The sequence below is a fragment of the Streptomyces sp. NPDC087906 genome (assembly GCF_055584925.1).
On sequence record NZ_JBVJLC010000002.1, the window covers coordinates 375183 to 396056 of the forward strand.

Below are 20874 nucleotides of genomic sequence, written 5' to 3' on the forward strand. Positions count from 1 at the left end.
GAGGCCGGGGTTCGGAGGCCGGGGCCCGGAGGTGTCGGGGCGGCGGCTGTCAGCCGGCGGCGCGGCAGATCAGCCGGACGGCACGTCTGATCCGGTCGCGGAACTCGGCGCGGGTGGCCGAGGTCTGCTTCCAGGTGAGGGCCGCGGAGAAGATGACGTCCATGACGTCGTCGGCGGTCAGCTCGTCGGTGAGCAGGCCGGGCGGGGCCAGTGCCCCGACCCGGTCGCTGATCGTCGCCCGCGCCTGCTCCTGGTGGTCGTGGAACATCGAGCCGAGCTGCGGTCCGCTGTTCTCCAGCAGCTCACCGAGGTCTCTGGCCACCTGGGTCTCGACGTACTGGCCCATCAGGGCGTCCAGCGCCGCCACCGTGCGGTCCTCGAAGCTCGCCGACGGGTCGTCGAAGCTCGCCTCCATGCCCTGCTGGGCACGTTCCAGTACCCCGCGCATCGTGGCGCGGTACAGCTCCTCCTTGTTCGAGAAGTGCAGGTAGAGGCCGGGCCGGGACACGCCCGCCGCTTTGGCGACCGCTTCCATGGACGTCTTCTGGAATCCGTACCTGCCGAACACGCCGAGGGCTGCCGCCAGCACGGCGGCGCGCTTCGGGTCGTCGGACTTCTGCTCAGGACTACTCACACCTGACACATTAGACAGCCGTACGAACTTTGTCTAACGCGTCAGCTTGAGCGCTTCCCGTGCTCCCCCCGCTCCCCGCGTCCCCAGCGGGAGGCTTCCTGGGCGGCGGACCGCACCCGGCCCCGCAGGCCCGCCGGCAGCTTCCCCATGGCCGTACGGACGAGGCGGCGTATCCCGGGACGGGTCGCCGCGGACGCCACGAAGTGCCGCAGCCAGAGCTGGCGGCCCGGCTGACCGGCGGTCAGTTGGAGCTGGGAGTGCGGCCCGAACCAGTTGGGGACGAGGATGCGGCCGCCGATGCGCCGCACCGGGAGATGGGGCCGGTCGTCGCTGGCGACTCTGGCCCGCCGACCGAGGCCCAGCACCTGGTAGTTGAGCCACACATGGTGGCGACCGCTCGCCAGCGGGTTGCCGCCGGCGAGCGAGTGCGGGTCGAGCAGGGTCTCGCCCGTGATCACCACTTCGTGCCGTCCCGCGCCGAGCGGCCGCAGTTCCGGGGTCAGTTCGCTGTCGGGATACCACCAGTGGCCGTCGGAGGTGTTCTGTACGAGCAGCTCGCCCGTGGCATAGGAGAAAGGATCGGTCACCTCGAAGTCCTCCGCGCCTTCGATGCCCGCCAGCAGTTCGGGATCGAGGAACATCTTTCCGTCGCGCTGCACGAGAACCAACGGCTCACCATTCGGCCGGACATGACGGACCGTGGTGCGCACCACGAGTTTGTCCTGCCGCCAGAAAGGCTTCTCCATGTCGAGCCGCGGTCTGATTCCGCCGGTGCGCCGGGCGAGTTCGACAAGGGATTCCAGCCGGCCCTCCTCCAGCAGGGTGGCCCGCAGTCCTCCGACGGCCGGCATTCCCTCTCTGACCCCCGGTGGGAAACATTCAAGCGCCATCCGCCGAACGACATCGAAATACGTGCGCAGTTGAGTCCCGGTCCGTTGCAGAACGCGCGGCTCGGTCACCGGTCGGAGTAATTCCACCCGATAGGAGCGCCGTAGCAGTCTGTCGCGCAACTCCCCCGGTTCGGTGCCCTCCTTGATGGCGTCGACAACGTGCCGCAGATGGCGGTAATACGTGTCGGCCGTCGTGGCGCCGCTGCTGCTGTTGCCGCCGTCCGCCCGGCGGACCCAGCGGTAGGTCGGATAGTCGCCGAGAATGGAGACGGTTCGCGCGCGGGTGTACGCGCGCGCCATGAAGAGCTGGTCTTCGAGCCGGACGCGCCCTTCGGGGAATGTGATGCCGTGATCCAGCAGAAAGGATCTTCGGAACATCTTGTGCGGCGTCAAACTCTCGATCAGCGGCGCGTCCTTGACCGTGCAGCGCTCGACGGTCCGCTTGAACACGTTGCTCGGTCCCGTCATCGTGCCGTACATCTTGCCGAGCACGATGTCCGAGTCGTTCCGCTCCCCCAGTCTGACCAGGCGTTCCAGCGACTCCGGGGCGAGTTCGTCGTCCTGGTCCACGAACTGCACGTACTTGCCGCGGGCCAGTCGCACGCCGACGTTGCGGGGTTTGCCGGGCCAGCCGGAGTTCTCCTGATGGTGGACGCGCACATGCGGGTGGCGGGCGGCGAGCCGGTGCAGCCGATCGGCCGAATCGTCCGTCGACCCGTCGTTCACGTAGAGAATCTCGTAGGCGTCGGATCCGAGGCTCTGGCCGGTCAGTGATGCGGCGCAGCGGTCCAGATGCTCTCCGGCGTTGTAAACCGGAATCACTATGCTCACTTTCAGCATTCGGGCTCCCTCGTCAACAGCGGCGGTCACCGAGTGAGATTCATCCACACCCTAGAAGGTTGTACGTAAATATGACTTCGACACGACGGATGCCGTTTCCCCGCCGTTCATTCGGCCGAGCCGGCACGTCGGGTCTGCGCCGGGCCCGGAGGGCGTGGCGGATGGCGACTTGACGCCTGTTCAGAAACGGCCCGACGGGCTATCGTCCGCAGGGATCGCACTCTGCGCATCGTTGCCGATGCGTCCCACCGCGGGCAGGAGTCACGCCCCGCTCCGAGACCCGGAGGCCCGGCGATGCTCTTCTGGACCCTCGCCCTGCTGCTCACCCTGATCGCCTTCGGCAGCATCGGCTACGCGATGGCCGGGCTCGGCCGGGGCAGCGGACGCACCGGTGCGCGCCGTGTCGGCGCCTGCGTGACGCGCCGCATCCCCAGCATGCCGAACGGACCCACCCCCGCCGGACGTGTGCGTCGTCCGGCCGGAGTGGGCCCGTCGGGTGGGTGAAGGTCCGGTCAGTAGGGACCGTTCACGTTGTCGATCGAGCCGTAGGTGGCAGCCGCGTAGTTGCACGCGGCGGTGATGTTGGCCACCGGGTCGTAGCTGTCCATGGACGTGCCGTCCACGTGGTACGCCTGGAACGTCGGGTCGATGACCTGCAGCAGCCCCTTGGACGGCGTGCCCGCGGCGGCGTTCGAGTCCCAGTTGTTGATGGCCGCCGGGTTGCCGGACGACTCCCGCATGATGTTGCGGTAGATGCCGTCGTAGCTGCCCGGGATGCCGTGGGCGGCCATGATGTCCAGCGACTCCTTGATCCAGCCGTCCAGGTCGTTGGTGTACGACTTCGCCGCCGTCTCGATCGGGGTGGTGCTCGTACCGCCCTGGGCGCTCTTGCCGGACGCCGAGGGGGCGGCGGCGGCCGCGGCCGGCTTGGCCTCGGCCTTCGGAGCGGCCTTGACGGCGGTCCTGCTCGCGCTCTTGGCGGCGGTCGTCGCGGCCGGCTTCGACGCGGCCTTGCCGCCCAGGGTCAGCTTGAGACCGGGGTGGATCAGCGACGGGTTGTCGCCGACGGCCTGCCGGTTGTCCTGGTAGAGCTTCTTCCAGCCACCGCTCAGCGAGTGGCTGCGGGCGATCTTGGCGAGCGAGTCGCCGTGGACCACGGAGTACGTCCTCGAAGCGGCCTTCTTGGCGGCCACGACGGACGCGGGCGCCGACTTCACTGCCGATGCGACGGCCGAGCTGTGTACGGACGGCGCCGCTGTGGCGGTGGTGGCGGCCACCAGCGGAATGGTGAGCGCCGCACCACCCGTACCGAATGCGATAAGGCGTCGGGTGAGCCGGCCGGTACGGGGACGACGGTGCTTCCTGGGCATGACTAATTCCTCTCCGTCGCCTACGAGGTGAGCTGTCGGGTTCGGACTGGAGATGTCCGGCCGCACCTGAATGCGACTTCACCCCTAGCCGGTCCTGGATGAGGACCGGCGGCTTACCTTGGTTCCCCCGCTCCTGCCGTAAGTGAGTGGGATTGGGTTTTCCGGACGGCGGCAGGATTAGGCGGTCCACCCGGAGTGACGTGAACGTAAGCGACAACAGTCGGCCGGAACAAGTCCCGCATTACAGAAACATCTCGAATCAGGAATGCGAAGGAGCGGCAATCCCGTTACCCGCAGGACGTTCGAGAACTCAACTTTCCTTCTGTGCGAGGGAAATGGCAGCGGACCGCTCTCCCGACCGACATGTCCTTACGTGACACACATCACGGAGATATGGCGCAACCGCGCGCTTCAACGAGGAACGGGGGGCGACAAGTTGCTTTTTCGGTGGCTATACGGACGTGACGGTTAATACCGTCAAATCGCCCATATGGGCGGTGTTCGTGCGGTCGCCGGTGAGGCAAGTGCCGTTGCCGCGCGGGGGTATCCTTCCTGACGGCCGTCCCAGCCCGCCAAGCCCACTGACAGCTCTGGACGGGCCGTTTCGAGGAGCAAGACGCGTGAACGAGAACGACGCACTGATCGCCTTCGTCCGGGCCCGGCTGGACGAGGAGGAGCAGATCGCGCGGGGCGGTGGCGGCGACACGTGGCGCTGCCCGCCGGAGCGGCCGGGCGAGGTCCACAGCACGACGGGCCCGATCGCCTTCAGCATGAAGGACTACGGCTACGACCGGCACATCGCCCACCAGGACCCGGCGCAGACCCTCCGCCGCATCGAGACCACCCGGGTGCTCCTCGGTGAGTACGCCGAGGTCGCCGAGTTGGACGTGGACCGCCCCGCCCGCGATTTCCCCTCCGGGCGCGCGGTCGGCCTGGGGTTCGTCGTCCGGCAGATCGCGGCCGAGCACGCGGGACACGCCGACTACCGGGTGAAGTGGCTCCCCCGGTTCGCGGGTTGAGCTGACGGACGGCCGGGACCGCCGCTCGCGGCCCTGCCGCGTGACCGTGATTTCCGCAGTCGTGCGTTGAACGAAACGCATCGCTGGGCCGTACACCAGTCTGCGGCCCCGACCCTCTGTGCCTGGTCCGCGATGTCACCACCGGGCCTCGCGCGGAAGGAACTTGGGTTGTCGCCCTTCATGAAGTCTCGTCAACTGCCGGACACGGACAAGACCGGCGAGAAGGGGAACCCCGGCCCCGACGGCCCTGTCGACGGCTCCCCCGACACACCAGGCGCCGACACACCAGGCGCCGGCACTCCCGGGGCCGGGGCTTCCGGCACCTGGCGGGAGAGGCGCCCCGGCGTCGCCCGAGCTGCGGCGCTGGTGCTCACCGGGCTCGCCGCCGTGCTCGTCCTCCTCGCGCTGCTGCTGCCGAACAACCTCACGGATCCCACCGTCTCCGCCTTCCTCCGGATCCCGGTGGAGGGCTTGGTCGGCGCGGCCGTACTGCCGTTCCTGCCGCAGCGGGCGCGGCGGGTGGTGGCGATCGCCGCCGGGGTGGCCCTCGGTCTTGTGACCATCCTCAAGTTCCTCGACATAGGTTTCTACAACGAGCTGGACCGGCCGTTCGACGCGCGGCTCGACTGGTTCCTGTTCGACGACGCCGAGGCGTTCCTGCGGGACTCGGGCGGCCAGGCGCTCGCCGTCGGCGCCGTGATCGGGGTCATCCTGATCGTCGCCGCCGTGCTCGTCCTCATGCCGCTCGCGGTGCTCAGGGTGAGCCGTCCCGTGGTCCGCGACACCAGGGCCACGCTCGGCACCACCGCGGTCCTCGGCGTCGCGTGGATCATCTGCGCCGCGCTCGGTACGCAGCTCGCCGGGGCGCCGGTGGCGTCCCGGAGCACCGGCGAGCTGGTCTACAGCCATGTGAAGCAGGCGCGCGACAGTCTGCGGGACGAGCGGCAGCTCGCCAAAGCCGCGGCCGTCGACCCCTTCGGCAAGACGCCGCCCGACCAACTGCTCACCGGGCTGCGCGGCAAGGACGTCATCTTCGCCTTCATCGAGAGCTACGGCCGCAGCGCGGTCGAGGATCCGTCGATGGCGCCGCAGATCGACGCGATGCTGGCGGAGAACACGAGCAAGCTGCGCGCGGCCGGGTTCTCCTCCCGCAGCGCGTTCCTCACCTCGCCGACGGCGGGCGGCGGGAGCTGGCTGGCGCACTCCACGTTCCTGTCCGGGCTGTGGATCACCAACCAGCGCAGCTACGAGACCGTCACCTCCGGCGACCGGATGACACTCACCGGCGCCTTCCAGCGTGCCGACGCGTGGCGGACGGTCGGGATCATGCCGGGGGTCACCCGGGCCTGGCCGGAGGGGAAGTTCTTCGGCCTGGACAACATCTACGACTCCCGGCAGCTCGGCTACCAGGGCCCGTCCTTCGGCTGGTCCCGGATGCCCGACCAGTTCGTCCTGTCGTCCTTCGAGCGGCTCGAACACGGCACACCGGGCCCCAAGCCGCTGATGTCGGAGATCATCCTCACCTCCAGCCACAACCCGTGGGCCCCGCTCCCCACGTCGGTCGGCTGGGACCAGGTCGGGGACGGCTCCGTGTACGACGCCATCCACGCGGCCGGCAAGGACCCGCGCGCCGTGCTGCGCGGCAGGCCCGAGGTCCGGGGCGACTACGCGGACTCCGTCGAGTACTCGGTGAACAGCCTCGTGTCGTACGTGGCCAAGTACGGCCACGACAACACCGTGCTGGTCTTCCTCGGCGACCACCAGCCCATCCCGAAGGTCGCGGGTGACCACGCGAGCCGGGACGTGCCGATCGCGATCGTGGCCCATGACCCGGCCGTCCTCGACAAGATCGCCCCGTGGGGCTGGCAGGACGGTCTGCGGCCCGGCCCGCACGCCCCGGTCTGGCGGATGGACACGTTCCGCAACCGCTTCCTGACCGCGTACGGCCCGCAGCCGGCGGCCGGTGCGGCGCCGGCGGCGCCGTGACCGGTTGCGCGCGGACGGCGACCTAAGGACGCAGTTCGCGCAGGACCTCACGGGCCGCCCGCGCGCCGGAGGCCAGTGCGCCCTGGACGGATCCGGTGGCGCGGTGGTCGCCGCAGACGAAGCGGCCCGGCGCGAGCTGCGCCGGGGTGCTGAGGCGGTGCGGCGGCGGCATGGCGGGCAGCGCGTCCTCGATGGTCCGTACGGTCAGCAGCCGCCACGCCGAGGCGTCCGTCCCGTACGCCTCGGCGAGCGCCGTCCGGAGCCGGGCCTCGCGGCCGGGGGTGTCCGTGCCGAGCACGGACGTGGCGATCAGCGCGGTCCCCGCAGGGGCGTAGCCGGGGACGACCTCGCTCAGTACGCAGGTGTTGAGGAAGCGGCGGCGTTCGTCCGTGAGCAGCGTGGGCTCGGCCAACGGCGAGCTGTCCGCCGTGTGGTAGTAGGTGGTCGTCGTCCGGTACGGGCCGATGTGCGCGGCCGGCAGGAGGGCCGCAGCGGGGCCGGGCCCGGTGGCCACCACCACGGCCTTCGCGGCGAGTTCGGCGCCGGTCGCCAGCAGGACGCCGTCGTCGGTGAGCCGGTCGACCGGCGACTCCAGCGTGAGGGTGCCGGCCGGCAGGGCGTCGGCGAGCTGCCGGGGTACGGCGCCGATGCCGTCCGTGGGCAGGCACAGCGTGCCGCGCAGCATGCTGCGCCAGACGAGGTGGAAGACCCGGCTGGACGTTTCGAGTTCGTCCTCCAGGAAGACCCCGGACAGGAACGGCCGGAAGAACCGTTCGACGAATTCCTCCGAGAGGCCGGCCGCGGCGAGCGCCGAGCGGGTGGTGCGCTCCTCGCCGCGTTTGAGCAGCGCGGCGGGGGCGAGCATGTCGCGGGCCGAGAGGACGCCGAGTGCCAGCAGGTCGCGGGGGCCGGCGAGCCTGCCGGGCAGCAGGTCGGCCGCTTCGCGCGGGCGGCGGGTGGGGTCGCTGAAGCGGAGCCGGCCCCGGTCGGTGTGGATCAGCACCCCGGGGGTGAACGGGCGCAGCGCGAGGGCCCGCAGGTCGAGGCGCCGGCGGACCTGCGGGTAGGAGGTGTTGAAGACCTGGAACCCGCGGTCGATGACGAATCCCTCGTACCGGTCGGAGCGCATCCGGCCGCCGACCGCGTCGGACGCTTCGACGAGGCGTACGTCGAGCCCCGCCGCCAGCAGGTCGCGTGCGCAGGCGAGCCCCGCGAGACCCGCGCCCACCACCACCGCGTCGAGCGCTCCGCTCGTCGTCGCCATCGGGAACCGTCCTTGTCGTCAGTGTCGCGTCGGAGATGTCCGTGTCAGGGGTGTCTGTATATCCGCATAGTGCCGGTCCGCAGCGCCTTGTCGGCCTTCGGTCAGCCGTACGGGTGACTCCCGGTGGCGGGCCCGTAACGCCCTGGTCGGCGGGTGCCCACCCCCCGTTCCGGTACCCCGGTGCCCCTTTACGATGCGGGGGTGGCTCACCCGCGGACCTTCAACGAGAACGACGTCATCGATCGCGCCATGGAGCTGTTCTGGACGAAAGGCTACGAGGGCACCTCGGTCGCCGAGCTGAGCGAGCAGTTCGCGCTGCACCCCGGCAGCCTCTTCCGCGCGTTCGGTGACAAACACAGCCTGTTCCTGCGGGCGTTGGAGCAGTACCGGGACTCGCAAGCCCGTGCGGTGGCGCCCGCGCTGCTGGGCGAGGGCCTGGTCGTGCCCAGGATCAGGGCCATCATGCTCGGCTATCTGCAGTTGGCCGCCGAGGAGGCGGAGCCGCGCGGCTGCCTGATCGCCAACACGGCGGGCGAGCTGCTGCCCGGCGATCCCGCGGTCGCCGACTGCCTCGCCGAGGTGCTATCCGTGGTGGAGGAAGGGCTGCTGAGCGGATTGCGGCACGCGGTCCGGCAGGGCGAGATCCCGGCGGCGCTGGATCTGCCGGGGTACGCGGCGATGCTCACGATGATGCTCCAGGGACTCCAGGTCGTGGTGAAGGTCGATCCCGACCCGCTGCGGCTGGCCGGCGCGGTGGACGCGGCGCTCGCGGGGCTGACCGGCCGCTGACGGAGCGTCAGGCCCGTACGTCCACGGAGCGCATCCCGGCGACGATCATCGCGGTGCCGCGGGCGTAGTACACCTCGTCGCTCGCGCAGTCGGCCAACGCGTCGGCCGCGGCGACGACATGGGGGTAGCGGGCGGGCGGGAGGGCGGCGAGCGCGGCCCGCTTGGCGATGATCTCCTCGTCCCGCTTCTCCTCGTCGGCGATGGCGGCGCCCCGGCCCGGCTCGGTCAGGACGAGCGCGACCAGTGAGCTGAGCGCCTGGCTCGACGCCTCGGCGGCTCGGTCGACCGGGAAGCCGGCCTCCGCCAGCAGCGCCAGGGCGCGTTCGGCCAGCGCGAGGCCCGGGTCCGAGCTGAGCACCCTGCTCAGCACGAGCGCGGCGGCGGCCGGGTGCGGGCGCAGGGCGCGCAGCAACGCGTCGAAGACGTCCCGCAGTTGCTCGTGCCAGGGCCGGTCGTCCGGTGCGGGCAGGTCGGCCTCGGCGAGCAGCCGTTCGGCGACGGCGTCGAGGATCTCGTCCTTGTCGCGGAAGTGCCGGTAGAGGGCCATGGGGGTCACGCCGTGGTGCTGGGCGAGGCGCCGCGTGGTGACGGCGTCGAGCCCGTCCGCGTCCGCCAGCTCCAGCGCGGTGGAGACCAGCGTCTCCTTGTTCAGTCGTGCCTTCGCACCCATGACCTCGGCCTCTTCCCGTAGCTCGGCCCCTTGAGTATACGGCGCACACCTCGCCGTGTTTACTATGTACGCTTACACCGCATACTCAACCGGCGGTCTCCCTGTTGTGAGGTAATCCGTGCGACGCAGTCCCTGGGCCACGCTGGCCGTTCTGGCCTTCGCCCAATTCATCGTGGTGCTCGACGTGACGATCGTGAACGTCGCGCTTCCCGACATCCAGACCGATCTGCGCTTCTCCTCGGAGAACCTGCAGTGGGTCATCAGCGCGTACACGCTGCTCTTCGGCGGCTTCCTGCTGCTCGGCGGGCGCACCGCCGATCTGCTCGGCTCACGGCGGGTGTTCGTCGCCGGGCTCGCGCTCTTCGGCGTGACGTCGCTGCTGGCGGGGTTCGCCGACTCCCCCGGTGTGCTGATCGCGGCGCGTGCCGTGCAGGGGCTCGGCGGCGCGATGCTGTCGCCTGCCGCGCTGTCGATCCTGACGGTGACCTTCCCGCACGGCAGGGAGCGCACCATCGCCATGGGCGTGTGGGGCGGACTCGCCGGTCTCGGCGGCACCCTCGGTGTGGTGGCCGGGGGGCTGCTGGTCGACTCCCTCGACTGGCGCTGGGTGTTCTTCGTGAACGTACCCATCGTCGCTCTGATCGTGCTGCTCACGCCGACCTTCGTGCGGCACATCCCCGGAGTCGGTGCCGGGGCACGCGACTTCGACGCCCTCGGTGCCACGCTCGGTACGACCGGGCTGCTCGCCGTGGTCTACGGCGTCGTACGGGCCGAGCCCGCCGGCTGGGGCTCGCTCGAGGTGGCCGGCTTCCTGCTCGGCGGCGCCGTGCTGCTGGCGGCGTTCGTCGCCGTCGAGTCGCGCTCGCACGCCCCGCTCGTACCGCTGCGGCTCTTCCGCTCCCGCGCCCTGTCGACGGCGAGTGTCGCGCTCGGCCTCAACGGAGCCGCGTTCCTCAGCATGTTCTTCCTGACGTCCATCTATCTCCAGCAGGTGCGCAGCGACTCGGCGTTGGACGCCGGTGTGCACTTCCTGCCCATGGGGGCGGCCGCCATCGCGGCCGCCGTCGGCGCCACCCAGCTCGTCCAGCGCTTCGGCACCCGGCCCGTCCAACTGGGCGGCGCGCTACTGAACGTCGCCGGTCTCGCGCTGCTGATGGGCGTCAGCGCACACGGCTCGTACGCGAGCGAACTCCTGCCTGGACTGGTGCTGTTCGGCGTCGGCATCATCGGACTGGGCGTACCGGCCCAGATCGCGGCCGTCGTTGACGTCGAGAACCACGAAGCGGGCGCGGCCTCCGGTGTGGTGACGGCCTTTTACCAGGTGGGCGGCGCTCTCGGGCTGGCCGTGGTGACCACGCTGTCCCTCTCGCACACCACGGCGGCCCTGGCGTCCGGAGCCTCGCAGGAGCAGGCGCTGGTCGACGGCTTCCACCGGGGCCTGCTCGTGGCTGGGGTGTTCACGGTCGTCGCCATCGTGGTGACCTTCGCCTCGCCCAGGATCTCCCCCAGCGCCGAGCAGTTGGCGAAGGCGACCGCCGCCGCGTGAGCGGACGCGGCCCCGTACCGAGGTCGAGGTGAACCGGTGGCCCGGGGCGTTCAGCCGCCCCGGGCCACCGTTGCCCGGCTCAGCCCTCGGTGCGGATGAGTACCAGTGTGCTGCGGGCCTCGGCGCGTACGGTGGCGCCGGCCTTGAGTTCCGACTCGGCGGAGGCGTCCTTCTCGTCCGCGGTGTTCACCGCGACCTGCCAGCTCACCCCGTACCGCTCGGCGGGCAGCCGGAAGTCGAGCGGTTCGTGGTGGCCGTTGAGCAGGATCAGGAACGAGTCGTCGGTCACCCGGTCGCCGCGCGGGTCCGGCTCGGAGATGGCGTCGCCGTTGAGGAAGACGGTGATCGCGCGGGCGTCGCCGCGCTGCCAGTTGGTGTCCTGCATCTCGCCGCCGTCCGGCCGGAGCCAGACCAGGTCGGCCAGTCCGTCGGCGCCGGTGTCGCCGCGGAAGAACCGGCGGCGGCGCAGCACGGGGTGGTCGTCGCGCAGCCGGATCAGCCGCCCGGTGAAGTCGAGCAGGTCCTGCTGTTCGGCGTCGAGGTCCCAGTCCACCCAGGCGAGTTCGTTGTCCTGGCAGTACACGTTGTTGTTGCCCTGCTGGGTGCGGCCGAGTTCGTCGCCGTGGGCGAGCATCGGGACGCCCTGCGAGACCAGCAGGGTGGTCAGCAGATTGCGCTGCTGTCTGGCGCGCAGGGCCAGGATGTCCGGATCGTCGGTCTCGCCCTCGGCGCCGCAGTTCCAGGACCGGTTGGCGCTCTCCCCGTCGTTGCCGTCCTCGCCGTTGGCCTCGTTGTGTTTGTCGTTGTACGAGACGAGGTCGCGCAGGGTGAAGCCGTCGTGCGCCGTGACGAAGTTGATGCTCGCCAGCGGCCGGCGCCTGTCGTGCTGGTAGAGGTCGGACGAACCGGTCAGGCGCGAGCCGAACTCGGCCAGCGCCGACTCCTCGCCGCGCCAGAAGTCCCGCACGGCGTCACGGTACTTGCCGTTCCACTCGGTCCACAGCGGCGGGAAGTTGCCGACCTGGTAGCCGCCGTCCCCGATGTCCCACGGCTCGGCGATCAGCTTCACCCGGCTGACGACCGGGTCCTGCTGCACCAGGTCGAAGAAGGCCGAGAGCCGGTCGACCTCGTGGAACTGCCGGGCGAGGGTGGCCGCCAGGTCGAACCGGAAACCGTCGACCCGCATCTCCAGCACCCAGTAGCGCAGCGAGTCCATGATGAGCTGGAGCACGGAGGGGTGGCGCATCAGCAGGCTGTTGCCGGTGCCGGTGGTGTCGTAGTAGTGCGCGCGGTCGCCGTCCACGAGACGGTAGTACGCGGCGTTGTCGATGCCCCGGAAGGACAGCGTCGGGCCCAGCTCGTTGCCCTCCGCCGTGTGGTTGTAGACGACGTCGAGGATGACCTCGATGCCGGCCGCGTGCAGCGCCTTGACCATGGTCTTGAACTCGTCCACCTGCTGGCCGCGGGTGCCGGTCGACGCGTAGGCGTTGTGCGGGGCGAAGAAGCCGATGGTGTTGTAGCCCCAGTAGTTCGACAGGCCGCGCTCCCGCAGGGTGCCGTCCTGGACGAACTGGTGCACCGGCATCAGCTCGATCGCCGTGATGCCGAGCCGGGTCAGATGCGCGATGATCGCGGGGTGGCCGATCCCGGCGTACGTACCGCGGATCTCCTCGGGCAGGCCGGGGTGGGTGGCGGTGAGGCCCCGGACGTGTGCCTCGTAGATGACCGTCTCGTGGTACGGCCGGTTCGGCGGCCGGTCGTCGCCCCAGTCGAAGTACGAGCCGGTCACCACCGACAGCATGGTGTGCCCGAGATTGTCCTTGGTGTTCTGCTCGTCGGGCCGGCCGAACCGGTAGCCGAACAGCGACTCGTCCCCGTCGATCTGGCCGTCGACCGCCTTGGCGTACGGGTCGAGCAGCAGTTTCGCCGGATTGCAACGCTGCCCGTCGGCGGGCGAGTGGGGCCCGTGCACCCGGTAGCCGTACCGCTGGCCGGGCCCCACTCCTGGCAGATACGCGTGCCACACGAACCCGTCGACCTCGGTGAGCCTGACGCGCTCCTCCGTACCCTGATCGCTGATCAGCGCGAGTTCGACCTTTTCCGCGACCTCCGAGAACAAAGCGAAATTGGTACCTGAGCCGTCATAGGTGGCTCCGAGAGGATGAGAATTTCCTGTCCACGTTTGCACGCGATAACATTAACGGATTCTCCGCCGGGCTAATGTATTGACTGCCGTACGCGAGTTTCAGACGCGGCGGTGGCGGCCGTAATGCTCGCCCACCTGGTGGTGATAGGCGGCGTCCCCCACATGCTTTTCCTTGTCGAACTCGGGAGCCTCCTTGATCTGCTCCTTCGTACGGTCGACATAGATTTTCTCTTCTGCCGGGTCGACCCGGCTCACGGTGCCGGCCGGCAGCAGTACGTGCTTGCCGAAGATCCAGACGCCCGTGTCGACGACGAGGTAGGCGGAGCCCACCTCGTCGGAGTGCTTGTCGACCTTCCCGACGGTGCCGTCCGTCGCCTCGACCTTGTAGCCGGTCAGGGTGTTGCCCGCGGTGTGCCCCGTCGCCGGCTGGTAGCCCCACATGTTGTCGCTCATCAAACGGCTCCCTCATCGGCGTGTACGGATTGTTCCTCTCTGCGCCGACTGCCCCCTGTTCCGGGGTTCACGCAAGGAAGATCGGCGGCCCGCCGGTTGAGAATCCGGCGCCGCCCGCCCGTACCTCCCGGTGGACAGGACGGACCTGTCCCTCTCTGGAGGGCCGTGAGTTGAGCCACCGACATGTGAACAAGCGGACCGGCCTCGCCGCCGGGGCCTGCGCGATCGCCATCGCCGGAGCCGCCATCGTGCTGCCGAGCGCCCAAGCGAGTTCCGAACACGACCAGCCAGGTGACAGGCGTACGGAGAGCCGCGTGCTCACGCCCGACGCGGCGGCCCGGCTGGGTACCGCGCTCACCGCGACCCTCGGGAACGGCGCGGCGGGCTGGTACTACAGCGCCGGCGCCAAGCAGCTCGTCGTCAACGTCCTCGACGCGCGGAGCGCCCGGAGCGTCGAGGCGGGCGGCGGAGTCGCGCGGGTCGTGCAGAACAGCACCGCCGAACTCAAGGGCGCGGCACGGACCCTCAAGGCCACCGCCTCGGTGCCGGGCACCGCGTGGTCCGTCGACCCGAAGACCAACACGGTCTCCGTACTCGCCGACAGCACCGTCACGGGTGACCGGATGGCGACCCTGAACCGGGCGGTGGACGATCTCGGCGGTCTGGTGACCATGAAGCGCAGCGCCGGCGTGTTCCGGCCCTTCGACGGCCACCACCGCGGCGACCAGGGCATGGACGGGCAGGGCTCGGACGCGCAAGGTACGGGCGGGCAGGGTACGGGCGGCCAGGATCCCGGCGACCAGGGCACGGGCGGCCAGGACCAGGGCGGGCAGGCCGTCGGCGGGGTGAGCGGCGGTGACGCGATATTCGGCGGCGCCGTCCGCTGCTCCCTCGGCTTCAACGTCGACGTCGCGGGCGCGCCCGCCTTCCTCACCGCCGGGCACTGCGGGAACGAGGCCGACACCTGGTTCGCCGACCCGGACGGCACCGTACCGCTGGGCGCCGTCACCGTGTCGACGTTCCCCGTCGCCGACTTCGCGCTCGTCACGTACGACGACGCGGCGACCCAGCCGCCCAGCGCCGTCGACCTGGGGGACGCCGGTTCGCAGGAGATCACCCGGGCCGTGGACGCGAGCGTGGGGCTTCAGGTGACGCGCTCCGGCAGCACCACCGGGGTGCGGGGAGGGACGGTGACCGGCCTGGACGCCACGGTCAACTACGGCAACGGAGACATCGTCAACGGTCTGATCCAGACCGATGTCTGCGCCGAGCCGGGCGACAGCGGCGGCGCGCTGTTCGCCGCCGACGCCGCCGTCGGCCTGACCTCGGGCGGCAGCGGCGACTGCACCAGCGGCGGTGAGACGTTCTTCCAGCCGGTCACCACGGCGCTGGCGGCCACCGGCGCGACGATCGGCGCCTCGGACGGCTCGGACGGCTCGGACCAGGGCGCCTCGGACACCGTGGTCAGCGAAGAACCCGACATGATGGACAACTGACCGTCGCCGCACCTCCCGTCGGCGGGGTCAGCCGCCGACCGGCGCGCCGGCCGCGGGGACCTCGTCGCCCGCCCGTACCGGCAGGCCGTGCTGGGCAGCCGCTTCCCACTGGCTCCTGCCGGTCGGCTGCCACCGGTCGCCGTTCTGCTCGGCCAGCCCGTAGCGGGCCAGGCCCTTCAGATGCTTCGTGATGGTCGGCGCCTGGTAGCCGGCGGCCGCGCACAGCTCGTCGACACTCAGCCCCGACGCGCCGGCGGCGGTCAACTCCCGCCAGGTCCTGGCCGCGTGGAGGCCGAGACCGCCGTTGCGCGCGCTGTTGTAGAACACCGGCCCCGCCGGCTCCTCCTGCGCGGCCGGCGCCCCCGGCCCCTGCGGCTCACCCGTAGCCGTATGGGCCGGGGGCGGGATCATGCCCCTGGCCGCCGGCGCCGCGGCGCGCCGTCCCGCTGCGGGGCCGACCGGCCGGGGCGTCCGGTTGACGGTGCGGTGCTTGCGGCCCTTCTTGTGCTTGCTCATCGTGTGGTCACCTTCCCAGCAATATTGATCACACCGGGCCAACGAGCGGCGGCGGGCGAAGGCCATCGGCCATCGGAGTGTCGCACCGGAGTGATTCAACCGAATTACCTTTGTATCGTTGTCATATCTATCGTGAGCCGAGTCGGCACTCCTTTCAATTCACTCGGATGCGTTGAATACCGGCGCGGATTTCGTGCTTAATATTCCGGCGACAGATGTGGCAGCGCTTAGACCCCGTGCCGCCCGTAAAAAGAACATCGACTCTGACAGGATCTGGGCCCTCGATGAAGCCGAATTTTCTGCGTTCGCCGCAACGACACCGGATGTCCCGCTGGACAGCCGTGGTTGTCGCGCCGCTCGTAGCCGCCGCCGTAGTGGCGACGACATCCACTCAGGCGAGCGCCATCGCAACTCCCGTGCCGCTGGGCACGGCGGCGAGCTTCGCCGTACTGGCCGGTCAATCGGTCACCAACACAGGCCCTTCGGTTCTCACCGGAGACCTCGGGGTGAGTCCGGGCACGGCCATCAGCGGGTTCCCGCCCGGCATTGTGAACGGTGCGCAGCACTCGGCGGACGCGGTGGCCCTGCAGGCCCAGTCCGACCTGGTGACGGCGTTCAACGACGCGGCGGGACAGGCCACCGACGCGGCGCTGCCGCCGGACGCGGGCGGTCTGACCCTGGTCCCCGGTGTGTACACGGCCTCGTCCACACTCGGCCTCACCGGCACCCTGACGCTGGACGCCCAGGGCGACCCCAACGCGGTATGGGTCTTCCAGGTGGGTTCGGGACTGACCACGGCGTCCGCGAGCCGGGTGCTGCTGGTCAACGGCGCGCAGCCGTGCAACGTGTTCTGGGAGATCGGCAGTTCGGCCACGCTGGGCACCAACTCCACGTTCGTCGGCAACATCCTGGCGCTGACCTCGATCAGTGTGACCACGGGTGCCTCCATCGACGGCCGTGCGCTGGCCCGTAATGGCACGGTGTCGCTGGACACCAACAGGATCACCAGGTCGACCTGCTCCACCACCACCGGCGGTACGACCACCGGCACCACGACCGGTACGACCACGGGCACCACGACGGGTACCACCACCGGCACGACGACCGGAACCACCACCGGCACCACCACCGGCGGTACGACGACGGGCGTCCTCGGGGGCGTCCTGGGCGGCGTGCTCGGCGGCGTGACGACGGGCGGCGGCACCGGCGGCGTGCTCGGCGGGGTACTCGGCGGAGTCGTGACGGGCGGCACCACCGGCGCCACCGTCACGGGCGGCACCACCGGGGCCACCACCACCGGCGGCACCACCGGCGCCACCACCGGTGGCGGGCACGGCCACGGACACGGGCACGGCCACGGCCACGGCCACGGCAAGCCGCCGGGCCACGGACACGGCAAGCCGCACAAGCCGGCCCCGTACGGCGAGCAGCCCGGCCAGCACGAGGGCTACGGCGACCAGCCGGACAAGCACTGAGCAACCCGGACAGCGACAGGCGCGTGGCGGAATCGAGGCCGATTCCGCCACGCGCCGCCGTCCCCAGGCAAGAAAGGCCGGGTGGAGCTGTGCTGGTCGGCACGGAACCAACGGATGTAACTGAACAGAGCCGCCCTGACGCAGAGCCGGCGACGCCGTCCCGCGGACCGACGGCGGGGCTCGGGGCCGCCGTCCTGCTGTGCGCGGCGGCGGCGCTGGCCCATGTGTTCCTGGTGTTTCTGCATGTGGCCCCGGCCAACGCCGTCTCGCGGCAGTTCAGCCGGCAGGTCGACGCGTGGGTCTACCCCTTGTTCGAACAGAACTGGAAGCTCTTCGCACCGGATCCCGAGTCGGTCAACCAGCGGATCTCGGCCCGTACCGCGCACACCGACGCGGCCGGGGCCGTCAAGGTGAGCGGCTGGTTCGACCTGTCCGCCGTGGACGACGAAGCGGTACGGCACAATCCGTTTCCCAGCCACACCTCGCAGAACATGCTGCGCAGGGCCTGGTCGTCGTACCTCGAATCGCACGGTGGGGACGACCAGCCGCACTCGGACCGTGCCGTGCTGCTCCAGGAGTATCTGCGCGACATCGCGACCGACCGGATCGCCGCGCACCGGCGCGGCGCCTTCGAGTCCATCCAACTCCGGGTCGTCACTGAGCAGATCCCGCCGCCGGGCGCTACCGGCACCCCGCACCCCGCGGCCCAGCCGCCGTCGCCTGCGAACACCCGTTATCTGCCCTGGTGGACGGTGATCTCCCATGACAACGACTGAGCACGCCCCCCGCGCGCTGGCCGCCGTACGCGACCGGGCCGCGCGGCTCTACGGCCTGCTGACCGAGCGGCCGGTCTCGCTGTACGCCGCGTCCGTGCTGCGTATCGGGTACGGATTCCTCTATCTCGCCTTCCTGCTGCGCGAGTTCCCGCACCGTGCCGAGATCTGGGGTCCCGACTCGCCGTGGACCCCCGCCATGGCAAGGCGGCTCTTCGCCGAGACCGGCTGGGCCAGTGTGCTGACGCTGTCCGACAACCGGGCCTATTTCGAGTGCTGTTACGCCTTGGCGGTCGTCGTCTGCGCGCTGTTCCTGCTGGGCTGGCGAACCCGGGTGACATCCGTGCTGTTCGCCGTCGTGGTGGCGTCGTTCCACGCGCGGGCGATCTTCATGACGGACGGCGGCGACAATCTGATCCTGCTGATGGCGCTGTATCTCACCCTCACCGGGTGCGGGCGCCGCTGGTCCCTGGACGCGCTGCGGGAGCGGCGGCCGGTGGTTGACGCGGCGCCCTCGCGGCTCGGCGCCGCCCGGCGGACGCTGGTCACCACCGTGCACAACTGCGGGATGTTCGTCATCGCCGCCCAGGTCTGCTTCCTGTACGGCTCGGCGGGACTCTACAAGGTGCAGGGCGGCAAGTGGGGCGACGGAACGGCGCTGCACTACGTCATGAACCTGGAGCTGTTCCGGCCGTGGCCCGCCCTGTCCCATTTCGTGGACGGCCACGCGGTGTTCATGGCGGTGGCCGGCTATCTGACGGTCCTGTTGCAGGTGGCCTTCCCGTTCGTGCTGTTCGGCAGGCTCAAGTACCCGGTGCTGGTGATGCTGCTGGGCATGCATCTGGGTATCGCGCTGCTGCTCGGGCTGCCGCTGTTCTCCGGCGCGATGATCGTCGCCGACGCGGTGTTCGTCCCTGACCGGTTCTGGCTCCGGGTGCGCGGGCTGCTGCGGTTCGGCCGCCCGGCCGCCGCGCCGCCCGGCCAGGAGAGCGGCAGCCTGCCCGGCCCCCGGGCCGCGGTGAGCGCGCCTGCCGGGGGCAGGACCGGGCCGAGGAGCTAGCCGATCCCGGACAGGGCCTGGGTGAGCGGGATCGGCACGGTCTCGCCGATCCGGGCCCTGTCCGGTGATCGTCTTCGTCGCCGCACCGGCCTCATCCACCTGACGTCGCGGCGACGCGCCGGGAAACGACGAGATCGCACCGTGCCGCCGAATGCACCGCCATGCTCGTGCCGAGTCGTGAAAAACAATCGACCGGAGGAGCGTCGCAATTGACCACCATGGGTACGGCAGGACCGACCGGGACCGAGAATTCTTATCAGAACAAGCGACCGGGAAAGCGCCGAAAAATCGGGACGATCGTGGTCAGTTGGACGACCGCGACCGATCATAAGACGATCGGCTCGATGTATCTCATCACATCGTTCGTATTCTTCATTCTCGGTGGCATCATGGCGCTCGTCATGCGCGCCGAACTCGCCCGTCCCGGCACCCAGATCGTGTCGAACGAGCAGTACAACCAGGCGTTCACCATGCACGGCACCGTCATGCTGCTGATGTTCGCCACACCGCTGTTCGCCGGTTTCACCAACTGGATCATGCCGCTGCAGATCGGCGCGCCCGACGTGGCGTTCCCGCGGCTGAACATGTTCGCCTACTGGCTCTACCTGTTCGGCTCGACCATCGCCGTAGGGGCTTTCCTGACGCCCGACGGCGCGGCCGACTTCGGCTGGTTCGCCTATTCGCCGCTGACCGACGCGGTCCATTCGCCCGGTATCGGCGGGGACTTGTGGATCATGGGTCTGGCCTTCTCCGGATTCGGTACGATCCTCGGTTCCGTCAACTTCATCACCACGATCATCTGCATGCGCGCGCCCGGCATGACGATGTTCCGGATGCCGATCTTCTGCTGGAACGTGCTGCTCACCGCGCTGCTGGTGCTGTTCGCCTTCCCCGTGCTCGCCGCCTCGCTCTTCGCGCTGGAGGCCGACCGGAAGTTCGGTGCGCATATCTTCGACCCGGCGAACGGCGGGGCGCTGCTGTGGCAGCACCTCTTCTGGTTCTTCGGTCACCCGGAGGTGTACATCATCGCCCTCCCGTTCTTCGGCATCGCCTCCGAAGTGCTCCCGGTCTTCAGCCGCAAGCCGATGTTCGGCTACATCGGACTGGTCGCGGCGACGATCTCCATCGCGGGCCTGTCCGTGACGGTGTGGGCGCACCACATGTACGTCACCGGCGGTGTGCTGCTGCCGTTCTTCTCCTTCATGACGTTCCTCATCGCGGTACCGACCGGGGTGAAGTTCTTCAACTGGATCGGCACGATCTGGAAGGGCTCGCTGTCCTTCGAGACACCGATGCTCTGGACGATCGGATTCCTGGTCACCTTCCTTTTCGGCGGTCTGACCGGCGTCATTCTGGCCTCGCCGCCTCTCGACTTCCACGTCTCCGACTCGTACTTCGTCGTCGCGCACTTCCACTACGTCGTCTTCGGCACGGTGGTGTTCGCGATGTTCGCCGGATTCCACTTCTGGTGGCCGAAGTTCACCGGCAAGATGCTCGACGAACGGCTCGGCAAAATCACCTTCTGGACGCTGTTCATCGGCTTCCACGGGACCTTCCTCATCCAGCACTGGCTGGGCGCCGAAGGCATGCCGCGCCGGTACGCCGACTACCTCGCGGTGGACGGGTTCACCACCCTCAACACCATCTCCTCCATCAGCTCGTTCCTGCTGGGGCTGTCGATGCTGCCGTTCTTCTACAACGTCTGGAAGACGGCGAAGTACGGCAAGAAGGTCGAGGTCGACGACCCGTGGGGGTACGGCCGTTCGCTGGAGTGGGCGACGTCCTGCCCGCCGCCGCGGCACAACTTCGTCACCCTCCCCCGTATCCGCTCCGAGTCGCCGGCGTTCGACCTGCACCACCCGGAGATCTCCGTCATCGACGAGATGGCCACCCGTCCGCAGACCTCGGTCACCGTGGCGCCCGGGGACAAGCAGGAGTAGGAGGAGA

The 20874-nt window shown here is 69.8% G+C and carries 18 protein-coding genes and 1 riboswitch; of the genes, 10 read left to right on the top strand and 8 right to left on the bottom strand.

Translation table 11 applies throughout. The features are described 5' to 3' along the window. Window positions 1-49: 49 nt before the first annotated feature. Window positions 50-634 (bottom strand): TetR/AcrR family transcriptional regulator, encoded by a 585-nt coding sequence (locus ACZ63I_RS07000; RefSeq protein WP_469336149.1) that lies wholly within the window; start codon window positions 632-634, stop codon window positions 50-52. Between the two features lie 41 nt (window positions 635-675). Continuing rightward, window positions 676-2364: a glycosyltransferase family 2 protein gene (locus tag ACZ63I_RS07005; RefSeq protein ID WP_469336151.1), complete on the bottom strand. Its 1689-nt coding sequence runs from the start codon at window positions 2362-2364 to the stop codon at window positions 676-678. Window positions 2365-2658: 294 nt separating this feature from the next. On the opposite strand from ACZ63I_RS07005, the gene ACZ63I_RS07010 reads away from it, so the two are divergent. Next, a complete protein-coding gene (locus ACZ63I_RS07010) occupies window positions 2659-2868 on the top strand; it encodes a hypothetical protein (RefSeq protein WP_469336153.1) in 210 nt (69 codons plus the stop codon). An 8-nt stretch (window positions 2869-2876) separates the two neighbouring features. Here the strand turns inward: ACZ63I_RS07010 and ACZ63I_RS07015 are convergent, their stop codons facing one another. After that, on the bottom strand, window positions 2877-3734 hold the full coding sequence (locus tag ACZ63I_RS07015) for a LysM peptidoglycan-binding domain-containing protein (protein WP_469336155.1): 858 nt from the start codon (window positions 3732-3734) through the stop codon (window positions 2877-2879). Between the two features lie 2 nt (window positions 3735-3736). Beyond that, a riboswitch (cyclic di-AMP (ydaO/yuaA leader) is annotated at window positions 3737-3903 on the bottom strand. 451 nt (window positions 3904-4354) lie between these two features. Between ACZ63I_RS07015 and ACZ63I_RS07020 the strand changes: the two genes are divergently transcribed. Together ACZ63I_RS07020 and ACZ63I_RS07025 are read left to right on the top strand one after the other, a co-directional pair. Beyond that, complete coding sequence (locus tag ACZ63I_RS07020; protein WP_469336157.1) at window positions 4355-4753, top strand: DUF6221 family protein; 399 nt, start codon at window positions 4355-4357, stop codon at window positions 4751-4753. A gap of 180 nt (window positions 4754-4933) precedes the next feature. Continuing rightward, window positions 4934-6739 carry an LTA synthase family protein gene (locus tag ACZ63I_RS07025; protein WP_469336158.1) on the top strand — a complete coding sequence of 602 codons (1806 nt, stop codon included), beginning with the start codon at window positions 4934-4936 and terminating at the stop codon, window positions 6737-6739. A gap of 22 nt (window positions 6740-6761) precedes the next feature. On the opposite strand, the gene ACZ63I_RS07030 is transcribed toward ACZ63I_RS07025, so the two are convergent. Further along, the gene (locus tag ACZ63I_RS07030; protein ID WP_469336160.1) at window positions 6762-8003 is read right to left on the bottom strand and encodes an NAD(P)/FAD-dependent oxidoreductase; all 1242 of its coding nucleotides are present in this window, start codon (window positions 8001-8003) and stop codon (window positions 6762-6764) included. 201 nt (window positions 8004-8204) lie between these two features. Between ACZ63I_RS07030 and ACZ63I_RS07035 the strand changes: the two genes are divergently transcribed. Further along, the gene (locus ACZ63I_RS07035) at window positions 8205-8792 is read left to right on the top strand and encodes a TetR/AcrR family transcriptional regulator (RefSeq protein WP_469336162.1); all 588 of its coding nucleotides are present in this window, start codon (window positions 8205-8207) and stop codon (window positions 8790-8792) included. 7 nt (window positions 8793-8799) lie between these two features. On the opposite strand, the gene ACZ63I_RS07040 is transcribed toward ACZ63I_RS07035, so the two are convergent. After that, a complete protein-coding gene (locus tag ACZ63I_RS07040; protein WP_469336164.1) occupies window positions 8800-9462 on the bottom strand; it encodes a TetR/AcrR family transcriptional regulator in 663 nt (220 codons plus the stop codon). A gap of 118 nt (window positions 9463-9580) precedes the next feature. Between ACZ63I_RS07040 and ACZ63I_RS07045 the strand changes: the two genes are divergently transcribed. Further along, on the top strand, window positions 9581-11008 hold the full coding sequence (locus ACZ63I_RS07045; protein WP_469336166.1) for an MFS transporter: 1428 nt from the start codon (window positions 9581-9583) through the stop codon (window positions 11006-11008). Between the two features lie 79 nt (window positions 11009-11087). Here ACZ63I_RS07045 and glgX read toward each other — a convergent pair whose 3' ends face one another. Together glgX and ACZ63I_RS07055 are read right to left on the bottom strand one after the other, a co-directional pair. After that, window positions 11088-13196: a glycogen debranching protein GlgX gene (glgX, locus tag ACZ63I_RS07050; protein WP_469336167.1), complete on the bottom strand. Its 2109-nt coding sequence runs from the start codon at window positions 13194-13196 to the stop codon at window positions 11088-11090. Between the two features lie 57 nt (window positions 13197-13253). After that, complete coding sequence (locus ACZ63I_RS07055) at window positions 13254-13607, bottom strand: PRC-barrel domain-containing protein (protein ID WP_469336169.1); 354 nt, start codon at window positions 13605-13607, stop codon at window positions 13254-13256. 185 nt (window positions 13608-13792) lie between these two features. Between ACZ63I_RS07055 and ACZ63I_RS07060 the strand changes: the two genes are divergently transcribed. Further along, window positions 13793-15103 carry a S1 family peptidase gene (locus ACZ63I_RS07060; protein WP_469336174.1) on the top strand — a complete coding sequence of 437 codons (1311 nt, stop codon included), beginning with the start codon at window positions 13793-13795 and terminating at the stop codon, window positions 15101-15103. A 27-nt stretch (window positions 15104-15130) separates the two neighbouring features. On the opposite strand, the gene ACZ63I_RS07065 is transcribed toward ACZ63I_RS07060, so the two are convergent. Continuing rightward, window positions 15131-15619, bottom strand: a complete 489-nt coding sequence (locus tag ACZ63I_RS07065; RefSeq protein WP_469336176.1) for a hypothetical protein — start codon at window positions 15617-15619, stop codon at window positions 15131-15133. A 323-nt stretch (window positions 15620-15942) separates the two neighbouring features. Here ACZ63I_RS07065 and ACZ63I_RS07070 point away from each other — a divergent pair, with 323 nt between their 5' ends. The 4 genes from ACZ63I_RS07070 to ctaD all read left to right on the top strand — a co-directional run bounded on the left by ACZ63I_RS07070 (window position 15943) and on the right by ctaD (window position 20867). Then, window positions 15943-17094, top strand: coding sequence for an ice-binding family protein (locus tag ACZ63I_RS07070; RefSeq protein ID WP_469336178.1), 1152 nt, complete (start codon window positions 15943-15945; stop codon window positions 17092-17094). A gap of 89 nt (window positions 17095-17183) precedes the next feature. Next, complete coding sequence (locus ACZ63I_RS07075) at window positions 17184-17870, top strand: DUF5819 family protein (protein ID WP_469336179.1); 687 nt, start codon at window positions 17184-17186, stop codon at window positions 17868-17870. Beyond that, a complete protein-coding gene (locus ACZ63I_RS07080; RefSeq protein WP_469336181.1) occupies window positions 17857-18927 on the top strand; it encodes an HTTM domain-containing protein in 1071 nt (356 codons plus the stop codon). Before ACZ63I_RS07075 ends, ACZ63I_RS07080 begins: the two co-directional genes overlap by 14 nt. Window positions 18928-19145: 218 nt before the next feature. After that, window positions 19146-20867: an aa3-type cytochrome oxidase subunit I gene (gene ctaD, locus ACZ63I_RS07085; protein ID WP_469337020.1), complete on the top strand. Its 1722-nt coding sequence runs from the start codon at window positions 19146-19148 to the stop codon at window positions 20865-20867. Window positions 20868-20874 lie beyond the last annotated feature (7 nt).

What these genes read in the sequence shown, in the direction of transcription:
- ACZ63I_RS07010 (WP_469336153.1), top strand. Translation starts at nt 2,659, where the DNA reads ATGCTCTTCTGGACCCTCGCCCTGCTGCTCACCCTGATCGCCTTCGGC.
- ACZ63I_RS07005 (WP_469336151.1), bottom strand. Translation starts at nt 2,364, where the DNA reads ATGCTGAAAGTGAGCATAGTGATTCCGGTTTACAACGCCGGAGAGCAT.
- ACZ63I_RS07040 (WP_469336164.1), bottom strand. Translation starts at nt 9,462, where the DNA reads ATGGGTGCGAAGGCACGACTGAACAAGGAGACGCTGGTCTCCACCGCG.
- ACZ63I_RS07070 (WP_469336178.1), top strand. Translation starts at nt 15,943, where the DNA reads ATGTCCCGCTGGACAGCCGTGGTTGTCGCGCCGCTCGTAGCCGCCGCC.
- ACZ63I_RS07080 (WP_469336181.1), top strand. Translation starts at nt 17,857, where the DNA reads ATGACAACGACTGAGCACGCCCCCCGCGCGCTGGCCGCCGTACGCGAC.
- ACZ63I_RS07025 (WP_469336158.1), top strand. Translation starts at nt 4,934, where the DNA reads ATGAAGTCTCGTCAACTGCCGGACACGGACAAGACCGGCGAGAAGGGG.
- ACZ63I_RS07055 (WP_469336169.1), bottom strand. Translation starts at nt 13,607, where the DNA reads ATGAGCGACAACATGTGGGGCTACCAGCCGGCGACGGGGCACACCGCG.
- ACZ63I_RS07065 (WP_469336176.1), bottom strand. Translation starts at nt 15,619, where the DNA reads ATGAGCAAGCACAAGAAGGGCCGCAAGCACCGCACCGTCAACCGGACG.
- ctaD (WP_469337020.1), top strand. Translation starts at nt 19,146, where the DNA reads ATGGGTACGGCAGGACCGACCGGGACCGAGAATTCTTATCAGAACAAG.
- ACZ63I_RS07015 (WP_469336155.1), bottom strand. Translation starts at nt 3,734, where the DNA reads ATGCCCAGGAAGCACCGTCGTCCCCGTACCGGCCGGCTCACCCGACGC.
- ACZ63I_RS07030 (WP_469336160.1), bottom strand. Translation starts at nt 8,003, where the DNA reads ATGGCGACGACGAGCGGAGCGCTCGACGCGGTGGTGGTGGGCGCGGGT.